Below are 18,430 nucleotides of genomic sequence, written 5' to 3' on the forward strand. Positions count from 1 at the left end.
GTGGCGTGGCGCGGCATGGTCACTGCCCCACCTTGGTCACCGGGATCGCGGCGCTGGCCTGGCCGCGCAGCGGAACATCGACGCTCGTGCCCGCGTCGCGTGCCGGGCCCCAGGGCAGCGGCACGGTCTCGGACGTCAGGGTGAGCTGGTGGCGACCCGTGGTCACCAGCGGAAATTCGAAGCGGCCGTCGCGGTCGGTCACGGCGCGGTAGCGGCCGTCGAGCAGCACCTCGACGTTGGCGACGCCGCCTTCGCCGATCTGCGCCTCGCCGTCGTTGTTGGCGTCGTAGAACACGCGCCCCGCCACGCTGCCGCCGCCCGCGGTGCCGGTGCGCGCGCCCGCGGCCTGGTAGGCCGAGCCGCCGGAGCCCTCCCAGCGCAGGTACACGTACACCGTCTTGTCGCTGGTGCGAAAGAGCGAGGGCGTGTTCAGCGCCACCGGCACGGTGGTGGCGCGCGCCTGGTTCAGGTTGGCGGCAATGCCGGCGCGCCAGCCGGGCGCGAGGTCTTTCTCGGCGCTCAGCGACCCCGACAGGCCGCGGCTCGTGTACAGGCCGCCGTGCTGCGAGGTGTAGCGCAGGTTGCCCGTCACGCTGAAGCCCTGCGCCATCCAGAAGCGGAACTGCACGCCGGCGGTGGGGTAGTTGCGCGTGCTGCCGTTGCTCTGGTCGCGCGCGTAGCCCACCGTGGTGGTGAGCTCGGGGCGCAGGGTCTCGAAGCGCCCGCCGATCCAGTCCTGCTCCCATTGCAGTTCCTGGCCGGTGGCCGTGCCGTCGCCCAGCACGATGGCTTCGTTGCGCCGCACCGAGAGGTTGAAGCGGCTGCGCGGCCAGTCGAAGAAACGCGTCTGGTAGAAGGCGTCGGCGTAGAGACTGCGAAAGCGGCTGCCCTGTGCCGAGCTTTGTGCCGAGTTCTGTGCCGAGGCCGGCGTCGTCGCGGTGTCCGAGCTGCCCGCGTAGCGCGTCTGCGTGAGGTTCAGGCTGCCGCCGAACGAGCTGTTGCGGTCCAGCAGGTACTGGAAGTTGCCGCTCGCGCCGGTGCGCCGGTAGCCGAACAGGTTGAAGTTGTCGTTCGGCGCCGCGCGCTCGAAGTCGAGCGCGGCGCCCCAGTTCAGGCGGCTGTCGCTGCGGTCGATGCGCCAGTAGGCGCCGCGCGTGCCGGTGGCCAGCGGGTAGTCGCCGAAGTACAGGTTGGGCCGCGCCGCGTACACGCCGGCCTCGTGCCGCCAGGCGCCGGTGCGCGCGCTGGCCTCCACGAAGAGCCCCTGCGAACCGCTGGTGGCCACGCCCGGGGTCGGCGAATTCGTGCGGCTGCCCACCAGCGTGGCGCGCCCCTTCACGTCGCCGTCGCGCAGCGGTTCGCGGCCGTAGCCGATCGAGGTGGCCCAGCTCGTGACGTCCTTGCGCCCGAAGCCCTGCCCGCTCACCGGGTCGAAGTAGTAGGCCGGGACGTCGCGCGCCTGGTCGAGCTGGAACGACGCGAACCACGGCTCGCCCAGGCGCCGCGTCGCGCCGAGCCAGCCCAGCGTGCCCTGGCTCTTCTCGAAGCCCGGGTACGGCCCGCCCGCGAGGTTGCCGCGCTCGCCGAAGCCCGCGCGCACGTCGAGGTCGGAGCTGAACACGCGCGCCGACGCGCCGCGCACCGTGGTCGAGCCCAGCGAGAGCCGGTAGTTGCGCGAGAGGCCGTCGGTGAGCTCGCTGTAGATGTCGCCCACCGCGGTGTCGGCAAAGGTCTGCGTGGTCAGCGGAAAGCCCAGGTTGCGCAGCGTGAAGCGCCCGCTGGTGGCCTGGCGCGCATAGCCCAGCGAGCCGATGCCGCCGCCGCTCAGGAAGCTGTCGCCGCTCAGGTGGCGCGCGTCGGCCTGCAGCACGAACTCGCCGTAGTTCAGCGTCTCGCGGCGGTACTCGAAGCGCTGGCCGGCCTCGCTCGCGCGCTGGCGGCCGAAGCCGGTGCTGGTGGCGTCGCCGAAGCCGATGCGGCTTTCCACCAGCCACGCGCGAAAGCCCTGCGGCTGCTCGGCCTCGGCGTCGGAGGGGTTGCCACCCGCGAGCGTGTCGCTGTCGGGGTTCATGAAGCGGTCTTCGTAGGCCTTGGGCGCGGAGTCGATGAGCGCCCTCAGGCGCGCCTGCTCCGCCTGTGCGCGGTCGATGGGTTCGATGCGCGCGTCAGCCACGACGGGGGCGGCCGGTGCCGCTGCGTTGTTCTTCGGCGGCGCTGCGGTCTGTGCCTGCGCGCAGGGAAACCCTGCCAGGGCCGTCGCGCACCCGAGCCACATGTGCGCGAGCGCCGGGCGCCAGCGTGTGCCGGCGGGACCGGCCGCTGTCCACAGCGTCACTCGAATCATCCAAAGACATCCCTGTTGTCCCGGGCGTTGACCGCCCTGTTTCGAATCAAGGATCAGGATATTTCAGAACTGTCATCTATGGTAACTTTTGATGTCTCGAAGGGTTTCCTCAGAGGAGAACGTTGGTTTTTTTCCGTGGCTTCTCTTCAGAATGGAGCCTTTCGATTTCACCGGCTTCTTGATGAAGTCGAAGGACCTCCCATCTGAAGAAGTTGGTGCGGCGTCATTGCATGGACGCCTTGCCGACTTAGAATTTTTTGGCTCCGATATTTCTCATTCCATGGCTGATTCCTCCAATACCAAACTCCCGTTCCAGGCCGAAGTCGCGCAACTGCTGCATCTGGTCACGCATGCGCTGTACTCGAACAAGGAAATCTTCCTGCGCGAGCTGATCTCGAATGCATCGGACGCGTGCGACAAGCTGCGCTTCGAGGCGCTCGACCATCCCGAGCTGTACGAAGACCAGCCCGAACTCGACGTGCGCCTGAGCTTCGACAAAGCCGCGCGCACCCTCACCATCACGGACAAGGGCATCGGCCTGTCGCGCCAGGAAGCCATCGACAACCTCGGCACCATCGCGAAAAGTGGTACCAAGGACTTCATGAGCAAGCTGAGCGGGGACCAGAAGGCCGACGCCCAGCTCATCGGCCAGTTCGGCGTGGGCTTCTATTCGGGCTTCATCGTGGCCGACCGCATCACGGTCGAATCGCGCCGCGCGGGCCTGCCCGCGGAGCAGGGCGTGCGCTGGGCCAGCGGCGGCGCCGGCGACTTCGATGTGGCCGACATCACCCGTGCCGAGCGCGGCACCAGCATCACGCTGCACCTGCGCGACGATGCCGAGGACTACCTCAACGCCTGGAAGATCAAGCAGATCGTGGGCAAGTACTCCGACCACATTTCGCTTCCCATCCTCATGGAAAAGGAAGAGTGGAAGGAAGGCGAGAACGACCAGCCCGGCGACATGGTGAAGACCGGCGAGTGGGAAACCGTCAACAAGGCCAACGCCCTGTGGAGCCGTCCCAAGAAGGACATCGGCACCGAGCAGTACGAAGAGTTCTACAAGAGCATCAGCCACGACTACGAGGCGCCGCTGGCCTGGAGCCACAACCGCGTGGAAGGCAGCACCGAGTACACGCAGCTGCTGTACATCCCGGCCAAGGCCCCGTTCGATCTGTGGAACCGCGAGAAGAGCGCGGGCGTGAAGCTGTACGTGAAGCGCGTCTTCATCATGGACGACGCCGAGGCGCTGATGCCCAGCTACTTGCGCTTCGTGAAGGGCGTGATCGACTCGGCCGACCTGCCGCTGAACGTGAGCCGCGAGCTGCTGCAGGAAAGCCGCGACGTGAAGGCCATCCGCGAAGGCAGCACCAAGCGCGTGCTGGGCATGCTGGAAGACCTGGCGAAGAAGCAGAAGACCGGCCCCGAGAGCCAAGAAGGCAAGATCGACGTGGGCTCCGGCGAATCGGTGCCCACGCCCGAGCCGACCGCGGGTGTGACCGACGTGGTCGACAAGAACACGCCGACCGCCGCGGAAGCGGCCGTTGCGGCGGCCGACGACTCGGGCAAGTACGCCAAGTTCTACGCCGAGTTCGGCGCCGTGCTCAAGGAAGGCCTGGGCGAGGACATGGGCAACCGCGAGCGCATCGCCAAGCTGCTGCGCTACGCCTCCACCACCACCGACACGGTGAGCGTGAGCTTCGCGGACTACAAGGCGCGCATGAAGGAAGACCAGGACGCGATCTACTTCATCACGGCCGACACGCTCGCCGCCGCCAGGAACAGCCCGCAGCTCGAGGTCTTCAAGAAGAAGGGCATCGAGGTGCTGCTCATGACCGACCGTGTCGACGAGTGGGCGCTGAACTACCTCAACGAGTTCGACGGCACGCCGCTGCAAAGCGTGGCCAAGGGCGCGGTCGACCTCGGCAAGCTGCAGGACGACGACGAGAAGAAGGCCGCCGAGCAAGCCGCCGAGTCGTTCAAGCCGATGCTCGAGAAGCTCAAGGAAGCGCTGAAGGACAAGGCCGAGGACGTGCGCGTCACCACGCGCCTGGTCGACTCGCCCGCCTGCCTGGTGGTGCAGGACGGCGGCATGAGCACGCAGCTCGCGCGCATGCTCAAGCAGGCCGGCCAGCCCGCGCCCGAACTCAAGCCCGTGCTCGAGGTGAACGCCGAGCATCCGCTGGTGAAGAAGCTCGAAGGCTCGGCGCATTTCGACGACCTGGCCAACATCCTGTTCGACCAGGCGCTGCTGGCCGAAGGCGGCCTGCCGGCCGACCCGGCCGCTTACGTGAGGCGCGTGAACGCGCTGCTGGTGTGAACCCGCGGCCGCGCGTCATCCGTGGTGCGGCCCTTGCTTCGGCGGGGCTGCTGTTGCTGATGACGGGCGGCTGCTCGCATTACCACGTCGGTATTCCGCTGGTGCCCGGGCTCTCGCTGGGGCTGGGCGCCACGAAGGACGGCAATTTTTCCGTCGGCCTGAACACCGGCTTCGGCCCGCTCGGCGCGGGCGTGGCCGTGAACAACGGCGGGCAGGTCTCCGGCTCGGCCGGCGTGGGTGTCGGCGTGGGGCCGGTGGCCACCGGCATCAGCAAGGGCGCGGTGCTCTACGACCCGAAGGCCGCGCCGGCGGGCATCGTGGCTGCAGCGCCCGTGGCGCCGGGCACCGTCGTTGCGCCGACGGCCACGGCCGCAGCCGCTCCGGCGGCCCCCTCGCAGGGGCCCGCCCCCGTGCGCTATTCGACGCCCGCGGCGCCGTTCACACCGATCGAGCCCGCGGCTTCTGCGCAGGCACCCGCGGCCCCCGCAGTGGCCAATACGGCGAATTCGCCGAATGCGGCGCGCGGCACCCGTGCGGCAACCGCGACAAGAGCACCGCTCGTCAAGATCACGCGCCCGCCGCCCGAGCCCGCGGCCCCCGCCGTGAACGTCACCTACCGTACGCCGGCCGTGGCTGCTGCCGCGGCTTCGGCCCGCGAAGCCGGCACGCCTGGCAACCCCGTCGCGCCCTGATGGACGCGCCCCTTCCATCATCCGCGCCGCGGACCGGCGCGAGGCTGTCCCGATGAGTCTCAGCACAGAAGCCGTCCTGGCGCTCGCCCCCGACGATTCGTCGGCCAAGGCCGCCAAGGGCCTGGTCGCGCCCGCCAAGTGGCCCACGCTCGCGTTCTCCGACGAGGCCGTGTGGGGCGAATGCCAGGGCAGCGGCAGCAAGCCGTACCAGACGCAGGTCGACCTCTCGGGGCCGGTGTTCCGCTGCTCCTGCCCGAGCCGCAAGTTCCCTTGCAAGCACGGCCTCGCGCTGATGCTGATCCGCGCGCAGAGCGAGGCCAGCTTCACCAGGGGCGAGCCGCCGCCGTGGGTGGCCGAATGGCTCGCCTCGCGCCGCGAGAAGGCCGAGAAGAAAGAAGCGCGCGCCGCCGAACCGCCGGCCGCGCCCGATCCCGCCGCGGCGGCCAAGCGCGACGCGCAGCGCTGGGCGCGCATCGAGGCCGGCGTGCAGGAGCTCGCGCGCTGGCTCGACGACCAGACGCAGCGCGGCCTGGCGTCGCTGGGCAGCGAGCAGCAGCAGGCCTGGGGCGCGATGGCCGCGCGCATGGTCGACGCGCAGGCGCCGGGGCTCGGCCAGCGCATCACGCAGGCGGCCGAACTCATCGGCGTGGGCGAAGGCTGGCCCGCGCGGCTGCTCGACCGGCTCGGCCGGCTCCAGCTGATGGCCGACGCGGTGCCGCGCCGCGCGTCGCTCTCGCCCGCCACGCTGGCCGACCTGCGCACCGCGCTCGGCTGGCCGCAGGACCGCGAGGCCCTGCTCGCCGAAGGCGAACGCGTCGGCGACCACTGGCTGGTGCTGGGCCAGTGCACCGACGAACGCGACGGCAAGCTGGTCGAGCGCCACGTGTGGCTGCAGGGCCGCGCCAGCGGGCGCCGCGCGCTGCTGCTCGACTACGCGCACGGCGGCCGAGGTTTCGAGACCGGCTGGGTCAGCGGCAGCGAGCGCGCGGCGGTGCTGTGCTTCTACCCGGGCCATGCCTCGCAGCGCGCGCTGGTGGCCGAACTGCCGGCCGATGCGCCCGCACCTGCCGCGCCTTCCGCGCCTTCCGCGCCTTCCGCGCCATCCGCGCCATCGGCGCAGGCCACCGGCGAATGGCAGCGCATGGCGCAGCAGATCGCCGCCAACCCCTGGCAGCCGCTGCTGCCGATGGTCTGGGCCGACGCCGTGCCCAGCCGCGACGGCGAGCGCTGGTGGCTGCGCCTGGGCGCCGCGCCGCAGGCGCTGCCGATGCAGCTCGCCGCGCGGGACGCCTGGCAACTGATGGCGCACTCGGGCGGTGCGCCCTTGCGCGTGTTCGGCGAGTGGGACGGCGAGCAGTTCGCGCCGCTCACCGCATGGGCGGCGGACTCGGCAGCGGGCAGCGCGCCGGTCTGGACATTGACGGGAGTGCGCGCATGAGCCACTGGAACCACCTGCTGCAGGCCGCGCTGGTCGGCACCTCGCGCCAGCCCGTGCCCGCGGGCGAAGGCATGTCGGGCGAATTCGCCGGCCTGCTGCAGGCGTTGCAAGGCGGCTTGCCGGAACACGCGCAAGGCCACTTGCTGCGCGCCGCGGGCGCCGTCGCCGTCGGCCGCCGCGCCGGTTTCATCGCGCCGAGCCTCTCGCCCTCCGACGCCGCGGCCGCCACCGCCGACGACCGCGCCGAACTCGAGGAACCCGCGCTGCAGGCGGCCATTGCCGATGCACTCGACAACGGCCCGCTGCGCCTGCAGCACGAAGCCCTGGCGGCCGTGGCCGCCGCGGGCCTGCGCCTGCCGCACAGCCTGCTGCCCACCGCGCTCGACGCCGGGCGCCGCAGCACCGAGCTGCGCTGCGCCGTGGTTCCCGCGCTCGGCGAACGCGGCCTGTGGCTGGCCGCGCGCAACGACGACTGGCGCTACGCCGCCGGCGCCAGCGAGCAGGCCGATGCGCAGACGCGCTGGGACGAAGGCAGCCTCGAACAGCGCCGCGCGGTGCTGGCCGAGCAGCGCCGCGACGATCCCGCGGGCGCCCGCGCGCGGCTCGCGGCCGAGCTGCAGCAGCTCCCCGCGAAAGACCGCGCCACCTTGCTCGCCGTGCTCGCCGAGCACCTCGGCCCCGACGACGAGGCGTTGATCGACGCGCAGCTCAAAGACCGCGCACGTGACGTGCGCCAGGCCGCCGTCGAGCTGCTGCAGCGCCTGCCCGCCAGCGCGCACGTGCAGCGCGTCACCGCCTTCCTGTCGCCGCTGCTGAAGCAGGCCGGCGGCGCGTGGCGCATCGACGCGCCCGAGGCCGCCGACGCACGCTGGAAGGACGACGCCATCGACCCCGCGCGCCCCACGCACGACAGCCTGGGCGAGCGCGCGTGGTGGCTCTACCAGCTCGTGCGCCAGATGCCGCTCGCATGGTGGAGCGCGCACACCGGCATGGCGCCCGCCGCGCTGCTCGACTGGGCCGCCAAGGGCGACTGGAACGACGCGCTGGTGCGCGGCTGGAACGACGCCGTCATCGCCGCGCCCGACTTCGACTGGTGCGACGCCATGCTCGAGCGCCCGCGCGCGCAGCGCGGCTGGGTCGGCCAGCTGCTCGCGCTGCTGCCGCGCAGCCGGCGCGAGCGCCACTGGATCGCCGAACTCGGCACCTCGGACAACGGCCTGCACGACGTGGTGGGCTTCGCCGACCAGGCCTGCGCGCCCGGCGACACGCCGTCGGCCGAACTCTGCGCCAGGCTCGCCGCCGCATTGCGCGCGCGCGTCGAGGCTGGCGCGCTGGTCAACGACTACATGCTGCGCCAGGTGCTCACCAGCGCGGCCGCGCTGCTGCACCCGTCGGCGCTGCACACGCTGGCCGACCTGCCGCGCGCGGCCGACGAAACACCGGGCACAAGCAACGCGCTGGCCGACACCGCGCGCATCGTGCGCGCGCGCCAGCTGTTCCACACGCTTTCATCTTCTCTTTCATCCCAAGGCCGTCCATGAGCAATGTCCTGCGCCAGCATGCCGAACAGCAATTCGCCGAAGAACTCGATGCGCTCCAGAAGGTCGACGACCGCCAGCGCCCGGCCAACTGGAAGCTCTCGCCCTGGGCCGTGCTCACCTACCTGATGGGCGGCAAGCTGGCCAGCGGCTTCGAGGTCAGCCCCAAGTACATCGGCAACCCGCGCCTGATGGAAATCGCCGTGTCCACGCTCGCCACCGACCGCGCGCTGCTGCTGTACGGCGTGCCGGGCACGGCCAAGTCGTGGGTGTCGGAGCACCTGTCGGCCGCCGTCAGCGGCGACTCGACCATGCTGATCCAGGGCACCGCCGGCACCAGCGAAGAGCAGCTGCGCTACGGCTGGAACTACGCCGAGCTGCTGGCCCACGGCCCGTCCGACAAGGCGCTGGTGCCCAGCCCGCTGGTGCACGCCATGCGCCTGGGCAAGATCGCGCGCGTGGAAGAGCTCACGCGCATCCCGGCCGACGTGCAGGACACGCTGATCACCGTGCTGTCCGAAAAGACGCTGCCCATTCCCGAGCTCGGCAGCGAGGTGCAGGCCGTGCGCGGCTTCTCGGTGATCGCCACCGCCAACAACCGCGACAAGGGCGTGAACGAACTGTCGAGCGCGCTCAAGCGCCGCTTCAACACCGTGGTGCTGCCCGTGCCGGCCAGCGAGGCCGAGGAGGTGCAGATCGTGGTCAAGCGCGTGGGCGAACTCGGCCGCGCGCTCGCGCTGCCGGCCGAGCCGCCCGCGCTGCAGGAGGTGCGCCGCGTGGTGCAGATCTTCCGCGAACTGCGCAACGGCCAGACCGAGGACGGCAAGACGCGCATCAAGTCGCCGAGCTCGACGCTGTCGACCGCCGAGGCCATCTCGGTCATCAACAGCGGCATGGCGCTGGCCGGCCATTTCGGCGACGGCGTGCTGCGCTCGGCCGACGTGGCCTCGGGCCTGATCGGCGCGATCATCAAGGACCCGGTGCAGGACCAGGTGGTGTGGAAGGAATACCTCGAGACGGTGGTGAAGGAACGCACCGACTGGAAGGACCTGTACCGCGCCTGCAGGGAACAACTGTGAAGCCGCCGCACCGCATGTCCGATATTTCTCCCATCCCCACGCCTTCCACACCTTCCGCGCCCTCCGCCCCCGCGCTGCAGACCACCCAGGTCCACCTCGACGGCCTGTTCGACGTTCTCGCCAAGCACCTGTACTCCACGCCCGTGGTGGCCGTGCGCGAGCTGATCCAGAACGCGCACGACTCCATCTCGCGCCGCCGCCTCGAAGACCCCACCTTCACCGAGCCCGGCCGCATCGACGTGCTGGCCGACGAGGCCGCGCAGACGCTCGTCATTCGCGACAACGGCTCGGGCCTCACCGAGCCCGAACTGCACCGCTACCTGGCCACGCTGGGCAACGGCTACACGCGGCAGCTGCGCGCGTCGCAGAAGGAAGGCAGCGACGAGCTCATCGGCCTCTTCGGGCTGGGCTTTCTGTCGGCCTTCGTGGTGGCCGAGCAAGTGCTGGTGAACAGCACCTCGTACCAGTCGCCCGGTGAAGGCTGGCGCTACCGCTCGTCGGACGGCCGGCGCTACGTGGTGCAGGCCATCGACGCGCGGCCCGTGGGCACCGAGATTCATCTCGCGATGCGCAGCGACTTCAACCACCTGTGCTCGGCCGGCGTGCTGAAGAAGGTGCTGGGCCGCTACTGCGCGCTGCTGCGCGAGCCGCTGTGGTTCGACGACGAATGCGTCAACGCCGAGCCGCCGCCCTGGCGCGCCACCGCCGACGGCGTGGTGGTGCACCCCACGGTGCTGCAGCGCCAGCGCATGGCCTTCGCCGCGCGCATGGAGCGTCACTTCGAGCCCATCTGCGTGATTCCGGTGGAGCCCGAGGGCGACAGCGACGCGCGCGGCCTGCTGTGGGTGCAGGACGGCGCCACCTACGGCACCAGCGACAACCGCCACCTGAGCGTGTACGTGCGCGGCATGCTGCTGGACGACGAGGCGCGCGACCTGCTGCCGGTGTGGGCCGGCTTCATCGGCGGGGTGATCGAGTCGAACGCGCTCACGCCCACCGCGAGCCGCGAGGACCTGCAGCGCGACGGTGCCTACCAGGCCACGCGCGCGCACATCCAGGACGCGCTCATCCGCGGGCTGGCCGAGCTCTCGCGCTCGCAGGCGCCCGCGTGGAGCCGCCTGCTCACGCGCCACAACGAGGCCCTGCTGGGCGCCGCCCTGTGCGAGGAAGAGCTCTTCAGCATGCTGGCCGACGCCGTGCGCCTGCCCACCAGCCAGGGCGACCTGCCGGTGCGCAGCCTGGTGCGCGAAGGCCGCATCCACCTGAGCCTGGGCCAGAGCGGCGGCTTCGAGGACGTGCTGTTCCGCGCGCTGCAGGTGCCCGTGGCGCGCGGCGACCGCTATGCCGTGGCCGGCTTCCTGCGCCAGTTCGTGCGCGAGCGCGGCGTGCAGCTCATCGAGATCGGCACCGCCGCCGGCAACGCCCGCATGTTCCGCCCCGACGACCTGCCCGAGAGCGAGCTCGCCTGGCTGCGCGAGCACCTCGCGTGGGGCGAGCTGGTGGTGCCCGCGCGCTTCCTGTCGCCCGAGCTGCCGCTGATCGCCGTGCCAGACCGCGAGGCGCAGCTGAAGGCGCGGCTCGATGCCGACGACGCGAAGAAGCGCATGGCCGGCGCCGCGCTGAGCCTGGCGCGCGCGTTCACGCAGCGCATCGACGCGAGCGTGTCGGCGCGGCTGTACGTGAACCTGGACAACCCCGCCATCCAGGCGCTGCTGCAAAGCCACCGCGAAGGCCGTGCCGTGCCCGCGCACGCGGTCGCGCTGCTGCGCAGCTTCAAGGCCATCATGGCGCCGGGCGGCGAGGAACTGAAGGGCCAGCCGCCGCTGGTCGACCTGTTGAGCGATTTCAGCCAGGCCGTGGCCGTGCTCTGCGCGCCGCCCGCGGCTTCCTAAAAAACCAAAGAGAGAGGATCACCCCACATGGACAGCTTTGCCTGGGTCAACGACCTGTCGGACCGCCTGGAAGAAGAAGGCCAGCAGCGCCTGGCCTACCTGATTCACGACGTGCCGCACCAGCAGTTCCAGGGCAACCATGCGCTGGTCGAGGCGCTGGTGCCCGAGGCGCTCGCCACCGCGCGCGGCCTCGACATTCCGTGGCTCGACGTGTACTTCAAGCACTGGCTGTGCGCCTCGCGCGTGGCGCGCCACCACGGCGAAGTGCAGCTCGGCGAAGTGGTCAGCGCCTACGAGGGCGCGCACCAGGAGAAGACCCAGGGCTGCCCGCAGAGCGTGTGCGTCACGCAGGACCTGGTGGCCACCTATGCCAACGTCGACGGCCCCGGCTGGGCCAACGAACGCCTGGCCGCCTGCGACGAGACGCTGGCGCGCATCGACCCGAGCTGGGGCTGCTTCGGCTGCCTGAGCATCGAGCGCGCCAACGCCATGGGCGACCAGGGCCAGCCGCGCGAGGCCGTGCTGTACCTGAAGGACCAGCGCGAGCAGCAGCGCCGCGCCGGCGAGGAAGTGACCACGCTGTTCGTCACCACCGAGGTCGAGCAATGGCTGGCCGCGGGCGACGCGCAAACGGCACTGAAGCTGCTCGACGACTCGGAAGACGACGCCGACGAGGACGACCGCCGCGAGCAGTCGGCCCGCCTGCTGCAGCGCTGCCGCGCGCTGGCCATGGCCGGCGAGCCGCAGGCCGCTTGGGATCTGCTGCCGGCCTTCGAGGACATCGAGGTGGCCGACTACGTGTCGTGGTGCCGCGCCGCCGTCATGGCCGCGCGCGCGCTGCCCGAGCTCAACACGCCGGCGCTGGGCCACGCGATCTGGACCACCGTCGAGCACCTGCACACCGTCGGCAGCCACCGCCTGCTGATCGACCTTGCCAACGCGCAGGCCGAGCTGGCGCTGGCGCGCCAGGTGCCGTGGCTGGCGGCCCAGGCCGTGGCCCGCGCGCGCCACCACGTGCCGCTGCTGCGCGAAGACTTCGGCGCGGGCGACAGCGTGCAGAAGGCCGCGCAGGCGCTCGCGGGCGCCGCGGTGCCGAGCGCGCCGCGCGGCCCCGAGGAACTGCCGGGCTGGCTGCGCACGCCCGAGGCCGAAGGGCTGTCGAACGAAACCGTGATCCAGTGGCTCGAGCAGGCGCACCAGGCGCTGCCCGAGGACGAAGGCCTGGCGATGATGCTGGCCTCGGCCCTGTCGAACTACGGCTGCCACGAACTGGCGCGCACCCGGCTGCAGGCCATGGTGCTGGCCGCGCCGCAATCGGTGGCGCTGCAGAACCACTGGTTCGGCCTGTGCTTCAACGCCGACGACCTGGGCGCCATCGACGAGCAGGCCAGGCGCATCGAGGCCGCGCAGCCGGCCATGGCCGCCTGGTACCGCGCGCGCGTGGCCTTCAAGGAGGCGCGCTATGCGCAGGTCGGCCCGCTGGTCGAGCAGGTGCTGCAGCACGACCCCGAGGCCGTGCCCACGCGCCGCCTGTGGGCCGATGCCGCCATGCAGCTGAAGGACTTCGACACCGCCATGGCGCAGCGCCGCAAGGTGCTCGAGGCCGAGGAGGCGCCCGCGCCCAACCAGCGCTGGGACCTGCTGATTGCCGCCACCGCGGCGCAGCAGTGGGCCGAGGTGCGCGCCCAGTCCCGCGCGCTCGAGATGGAGCTCGAGGCCGGCCCGCCGGAGGACGAGGCCGTCGAGGAAGACTGGGGCCTGGTCTACCTGCGCCATGACGAGAGCGGCCGCGAGCGCGACGTGCTCGCGCGCCGCACCGGCCCGGCCACCGCGCGCATCGTGCAGCCTTCGCCGCGCGGGCTGGCGCAGCGCCTGGGCGACTGGGTGGTGTTCGAGCCCAAGCTGGCCGAGCAGCCGCCCGATGACGAGGAAGAACTGCGCAGCTACACGCGCGTGTTCACCGAGCCCGTGCACGTGCTGCAAAAGGGCGGCCACGGCCCGAGCTACATGATCGACGGCGTGCACCCCGGCGAGGAGCGCGTGAGCGCGCTGCGCGACGCGCTCGGCGAAGAGGGCTGGAGCACCTGGCAGTACAGCAACGACAACTACCGCGTGACCGACCCCGACGCGAGCGACGAGGACGGCGGCGATGAAGACGGGGATGAAGACGGGGACGGCGAGGAAGGCGGCCTGCCCGGCCTCTACCTCGCCGTGACCGCGCCGGCCGACGTGCCGCCGCGCGTCATCGCCGCGCGCGTGGCCGTGCTGTGCAAGGGCCTGCAGCTGTGCTGGAGCGAACTGGCCCGCGCCGCCGGCGAACCGACCGAGTGGCACGAGGCGATGGAAGCGCGCTACGACCTGTGAGGCGAAGCCTTCTTCCCATCTTCTGACGCACTGGCAAACACATGGGCTCTCCGCTGCACTACTTCGGCATTCGCCACCACGGCCCCGGCTGCGCGCGCAGCCTGCTGCGCGCCTTCGAGTCGCTGCAGCCCGACTGCATCCTGGTCGAGGGGCCGCCCGAGGGCGAGGGCCTGCTGTCGTTCATGGCGCATGCCGACCTGCAGCCGCCGGTCGCGATGCTGATCCATGCGAGCGAGGACACGGGGCTCGCGGCCTTCTACCCGTTCGCCGAGTTCTCGCCCGAGTGGCAGGCGCTGCGGTGGGGCGTGACGCACGGGCTGCCCACGCGCTTCATCGACTTGCCGCAGGCGCACCGCATGGCGATCGAGCAGGCGGCGCGCGCGGCTGAGGAGGCCGAGGCAGCGAAAGCGGCCGAAGCAACGGAAGCAGCCGGCGTGGCGGAGACCGAGCCGGACAACGGTGCACCGCTCGGCGACGACGCGGCCAGCGAAGTGCCCGTGGCGAAGGCGACCGACGAGACCGAAGCAGCCGAAGCGGCCGAAGTGGCCGGTTCCTTCCCCGACGACCCCTTCGACTGGCTCGCCCACGCCGCCGGCCATGCCGACGGCGAGAGCTGGTGGAACCACATGGTCGAGGAGCGCGGCGACGGCGAGGACCTGTTCGGCGCCATTGCCGAAGCCATGGCGGCCGTGCGCGCAGAAACCCCCGAAGACCGGCGCGGTGCGCGCGCCGCGCAGCGCGAGCAGCTGCGCGAGGCCTTCATGCGCCAGGCCATCCGCGAGGCCGTCAAGGCCGGCCATCAGCGCATCGCCGTGGTCTGCGGCGCATGGCATGTGCCCGCGCTGCAAGGCGCCACCACCGCGAAGGCCGACGCCGCCTTGCTCAAGGGCCTGCCCAAGCTCAAGGTGCTCGCGACCTGGGTGCCGTGGACCTACCGCCACCTCACCAGCGCCAGCGGCTACGGCGCGGGCATCGATTCGCCCGGCTGGTACGAACACCTGTGGCAGCAAGGCCAACAGGGCCAACACGCTGGCGGCCGCAGCGCCGGCTGGCTCGCGCGCGTCGCGCGGCTGCTGCGCGCGCACGACCTCGACTGCTCCTCCGCCCACCTCATCGAGGCCACGCGCCTGGCCGACACGCTCGCGGCCCTGCGCGAGCGCCCCGCGCCCGGCCTGCCCGAGCTCGACGAGGCGGTGCGCAGCGTGATCTGCATGGGTGAGCAGGCGCCGCTCACCTTGATCCGCGAGCGCCTCACCGTCGGCGACCGCATGGGCCGGGTGCCGGCCGAGGTGCCGACCGTGCCGCTGCAGCGCGACATCGAGCAGATGCAGAAGAGCCTGCGCCTGAAGCCCGAGGCCACCGCGCGCACGCTCGACCTCGACCTGCGCCAGCCCAACGACCTCGCGCGCAGCCACCTGCTGCACCGCCTGCGCCTGCTCGACCTGCCGTGGGGCGCGCCCACCGCGGCCCAGCGGTCGAGCCGCGGCACCTTCCACGAGCTGTGGCAGCTGCAGTGGCAGCCCGAGTTCGCGCTGCGCATCATCGAGGCCAGCCGCTTCGGCGCGACCGTGGCGCATGCCGCCACATCTCGCGTGATGGAGAAGCTGGCCGGGGAGACCTCGCTCACCGTGCTGGCCGAGCAGGTCGACACCGTGCTGCTGGCCGACCTGCCCGTGGCCGTGCAGGCCGTGACCCGCGCGCTCGAAGACCGCGCCGCGCTCACCGGCGACGCGGTGCAGCTGATCGGCGCGGTGCCGCCGCTGGCCAACGTGTTCCGCTACGGCAGCGTGCGCCAGACCGACAGCGCGCTGCTCTCGCACGTGCTCGACAGCCTCATCGTGCGCGGCGCCATCGGCCTGCCCATTGCCTGCGGCGCGCTCGACGCCGAGGCCGCCGAGTCGCTGCGCACCCGGCTCATTGCCGCGCACGACGCGGTGCGCCTGCGCGACGGCGACGAAACCACCGCCGCATGGCGCAGCGCGCTGCGCGGCATCGCCTTCGGTGAAAGCGCCGCGCCGCTGCTGCGCGGCGTGGCCTGCCGGCTGCTGCTGGACGATGCGCAGATCGACAGCGAAGGCGCGTCGCAGCAGCTCGCGCGCAACCTCTCGAGCGGCGCGCCGCCGACCGAGGCCGCCGCGTGGCTCGAGGGCTTTCTCAACCGCAACGCGATGGTGCTGCTGCACGACGAGGCCGTGTGGCCGCTGGTCGACAGCTGGCTGTCGGCGCTGGGCGAAGAACACTTCCTGCAGGTGCTGCCGCTGGTGCGCCGCAGCTTCGCGGACTTCTCTGGCGCCGACCGGCGCGCGCTGGGCGAGCGCGCCAGGCGCGGGGCCGGGGGCGGCACGGCGGCGGTCGCCACGGCCGCGGCCGACTGGGACGAATCACGCGCGGTGCTCGCGCTGCCGCTGTTGCGGGAACTGCTGGGGGTGAAGGCATGAACACCAACGTCGTCGCGTCCGAAGAAGATGCACAAGAGATACCACCGCCGCCCACCGGGCGCCTGCAGCGCTGGCGCCTGGTGCTCGGCAGCGAGGCCACGCCCAGCTGCGGCGCCATCGAGGGCCGCGTGCGCGAGATCGACATGGCGCTGGCCGCGCTCTACGAGGCCGACAGCCAGCGGGGCCTGGGCAAGGGCGGCCAGCGCGGCGGCCGCGGCGATTCGGCGCCCAGCGTGGCGCGCTGGCTCGGCGACATCCGCAAGTACTTTCCGAGCCAGGTCGTGCAGGTCATGCAGCGCGACGCGATGGAGCGGCTCAACCTGCGCCAGATGCTGCTGCAGCCCGAGATGCTCGAAAGCGCGCAGCCCGACGTGCACCTGGTGGCCAACCTGGTGGCGCTGTCGAGCGTGATCCCGGCCGGCACCAGGGACACCGCGCGCGCCGTGGTGCGCAAGGTGGTCGACGAGCTCATGAAGAAGCTCGAGGAGCCGATGCGCAGCGCCGTGAGCGGCGCGCTCAACCGCAGCCAGCGCAACCGCCGCCCGCGCCATTCGGAGATCGACTGGAACCGCACCATCCGCGCCAACCTGCGCCACTGGCAGCCCGAGTACCGCACCGTGGTGCCGCAGACGCTGGTGGGCTACGGCCGCAAGGCGCGCCAGCCGCAGCGCGAGGTGATCCTGTGCATCGACCAGAGCGGCTCGATGGCGGCCTCGGTCGTGTACTCGAGCATCTTCGGCGCGGTCATGGCCAGCCTGCCGGCCGTGGCCACCAAGCTGGTGGTGTTCGACACCGCCGTGGTCGACATGACCGAACAGCTGCAGGACCCGGTCGACCTGCTGTTCGGCGTGCAGCTGGGCGGCGGCACCGACATCAACGGCGCCGTGGGCTACTGCCAGGGCCTGGTGCGCGAGCCGCGCAACACCATCCTGATCCTGATTTCCGACCTCTACGAAGGCGGCGTGGAAGCCGGCCTGCTGCGCCGCGCCCACGAACTGGTGGAGGCCGGCGTGCAGTTCATCGCGCTGCTGGCGCTCAGCGACGAGGGCGCGCCCGCCTACGACCGCGACCTGGCCGCCAAGCTGGCCGCGCTCGGCGTGCCGTCGTTCGCCTGCACGCCCGACGCCTTTCCGGGCCTCATGGCCGCGGCCATCAAGCGCGAGGACGTGGCCGGCTGGGCGGCGGCCCAAGGCCTCAAGACCAGCAGGGCGGCCTGAGGCGAGCGGGCCAACGGCCCGAACCCGGCCTAACATGTCGGCTGGAAGCTCCCTCGGAGACCGTCGCCCATGACCCGCCGACCGCTGCTGCTGCAACTCCTGGCCATGGCCGCCCTGGCGGCCCTGGGGCTGCCCCGCGCGGCAAGGCCTCAACCGGCGCAGTCGGCGCAGTCTGGCTATCCGGCCAGGCCCATCCGCTGGATCGTGCCGTACCCCGCGGGCGCCGGCGCCGACATCGTCGCGCGCACCATCGGCGCGCAGCTCGCGCTCGACGCGGGCCAGCCGGTGGCCATCGAGAACCGCGCGGGCGGCAACACCGCGCTGGGCGCCATCGAGGCCGCGCGTGCCCCGGCCGACGGCTACACGCTGCTGTCGGCCGACAACGGCACGCTGGTGTTCAACCCCGCGCTGTACCGCAACCTCAGCTACAACCCCTCGCGCGACTTCGCGCCCGTCACCCTGCTGGGCCGGCTGCCGATGGTGCTGCTGGTGGGCCCGTCCAGCGGCGTGAAGGACGCGCGCGCCTTCATCGAGGACGCACGCGCCTTTCCGGGCAAGGTCAGCTTCGCCTCGGCCGGCACCGGCAGCCCGCAGCACCTGGCCATGGCGCTGCTCGAGCGCGAGGCCGGCCTGGAGATGGTGCACGTGCCCTACCGCGGCGCCGCGCCCGCGCTGGCCGACGTGGCCGGCGGCCAGCTGCCCGTGCTGATGTGCGACCTGGCGGCGTCGCGCCGCTTCATCCAGGGCGGCAAGCTGCGCCCGCTGGCGGTGGCGCACCCCACGCGGCTGGCGGAACTGCCGGGCGTGCCGGCCTTCGCCGAGCTCGGCATGCCGCGCGTGGAGGCCGCCGCGCTCATGGGGCTGGTGGTGCCCGCGAGCACGCCCGGCGAGGTGGTGATGCGGCTGCAGCAGTCGGTGGCCAGCGCCATCCATGCGCCGGCCGTGCAGCGCAAGCTGGCCGAGTTCGGCGTCGAGCCCGTGGGCGATGCGCCCGCGCAGTTCGCGGCGCTGCTGCAGGGCGAGTCGGCGCGCTGGCATCCGCTGATCCGCGACCTGAACCTGATCCTGGATTGACCGGGCCGGCCTTTACGGCAACTTTGCGCGCACGCCG

11 protein-coding genes are annotated in these 18,430 nt (G+C 71.8%); 10 read left to right on the plus strand and 1 reads right to left on the minus strand.

Going from position 1 to position 18,430, the window contains the following annotated elements:
• Nucleotides 1-19 precede the first annotated feature (19 nt).
• Nucleotides 20-2,344, minus strand: a complete 2,325-nt coding sequence (locus BM013_RS34365; protein WP_093133596.1) for a hypothetical protein — start codon at nt 2,342-2,344, stop codon at nt 20-22.
• Between the two features lie 280 nt (nt 2,345-2,624).
• Here BM013_RS34365 and htpG point away from each other — a divergent pair, with 280 nt between their 5' ends.
• From htpG to BM013_RS34415, 10 genes are all read left to right on the plus strand, one after another.
• Nucleotides 2,625-4,661, plus strand: coding sequence for a molecular chaperone HtpG (gene htpG, locus BM013_RS34370; protein WP_093133599.1), 2,037 nt, complete (start codon nt 2,625-2,627; stop codon nt 4,659-4,661).
• Nucleotides 4,658-5,353 (plus strand): hypothetical protein, encoded by a 696-nt coding sequence (locus tag BM013_RS34375; RefSeq protein ID WP_093133601.1) that lies wholly within the window; start codon nt 4,658-4,660, stop codon nt 5,351-5,353. The genes htpG and BM013_RS34375 overlap by 4 nt, the downstream gene beginning before the upstream one ends.
• Before the next feature lie 52 nt (nt 5,354-5,405).
• Nucleotides 5,406-6,791: an SWIM zinc finger family protein gene (locus BM013_RS34380; protein WP_093133603.1), complete on the plus strand. Its 1,386-nt coding sequence runs from the start codon at nt 5,406-5,408 to the stop codon at nt 6,789-6,791.
• Entirely contained in the window at nt 6,788-8,332 is a 1,545-nt protein-coding gene (locus tag BM013_RS34385; RefSeq protein WP_093133605.1) for a DUF5691 domain-containing protein, read from the plus strand. The genes BM013_RS34380 and BM013_RS34385 overlap by 4 nt, the downstream gene beginning before the upstream one ends.
• A complete protein-coding gene (locus BM013_RS34390; protein WP_093133608.1) occupies nt 8,329-9,408 on the plus strand; it encodes an ATP-binding protein in 1,080 nt (359 codons plus the stop codon). The genes BM013_RS34385 and BM013_RS34390 overlap by 4 nt, the downstream gene beginning before the upstream one ends.
• A 14-nt stretch (nt 9,409-9,422) precedes the next feature.
• Nucleotides 9,423-11,300 (plus strand): ATP-binding protein, encoded by a 1,878-nt coding sequence (locus BM013_RS34395; RefSeq protein ID WP_143098442.1) that lies wholly within the window; start codon nt 9,423-9,425, stop codon nt 11,298-11,300.
• A gap of 27 nt (nt 11,301-11,327) precedes the next feature.
• A complete protein-coding gene (locus BM013_RS34400) occupies nt 11,328-13,664 on the plus strand; it encodes a tetratricopeptide repeat protein (RefSeq protein WP_093133614.1) in 2,337 nt (778 codons plus the stop codon).
• A 41-nt stretch (nt 13,665-13,705) separates the two neighbouring features.
• Complete coding sequence (locus BM013_RS34405; protein ID WP_093133616.1) at nt 13,706-16,102, plus strand: DUF5682 family protein; 2,397 nt, start codon at nt 13,706-13,708, stop codon at nt 16,100-16,102.
• Nucleotides 16,099-17,319, plus strand: a complete 1,221-nt coding sequence (locus BM013_RS34410; protein WP_093133619.1) for a VWA domain-containing protein — start codon at nt 16,099-16,101, stop codon at nt 17,317-17,319. The genes BM013_RS34405 and BM013_RS34410 overlap by 4 nt, the downstream gene beginning before the upstream one ends.
• Before the next feature lie 69 nt (nt 17,320-17,388).
• Entirely contained in the window at nt 17,389-18,393 is a 1,005-nt protein-coding gene (locus BM013_RS34415; protein ID WP_093133621.1) for a Bug family tripartite tricarboxylate transporter substrate binding protein, read from the plus strand.
• Nucleotides 18,394-18,430 lie beyond the last annotated feature (37 nt).

Source organism: Variovorax sp. OK605, from assembly GCF_900115445.1.
Lineage (GTDB): Bacteria > Pseudomonadota > Gammaproteobacteria > Burkholderiales > Burkholderiaceae_C > Variovorax.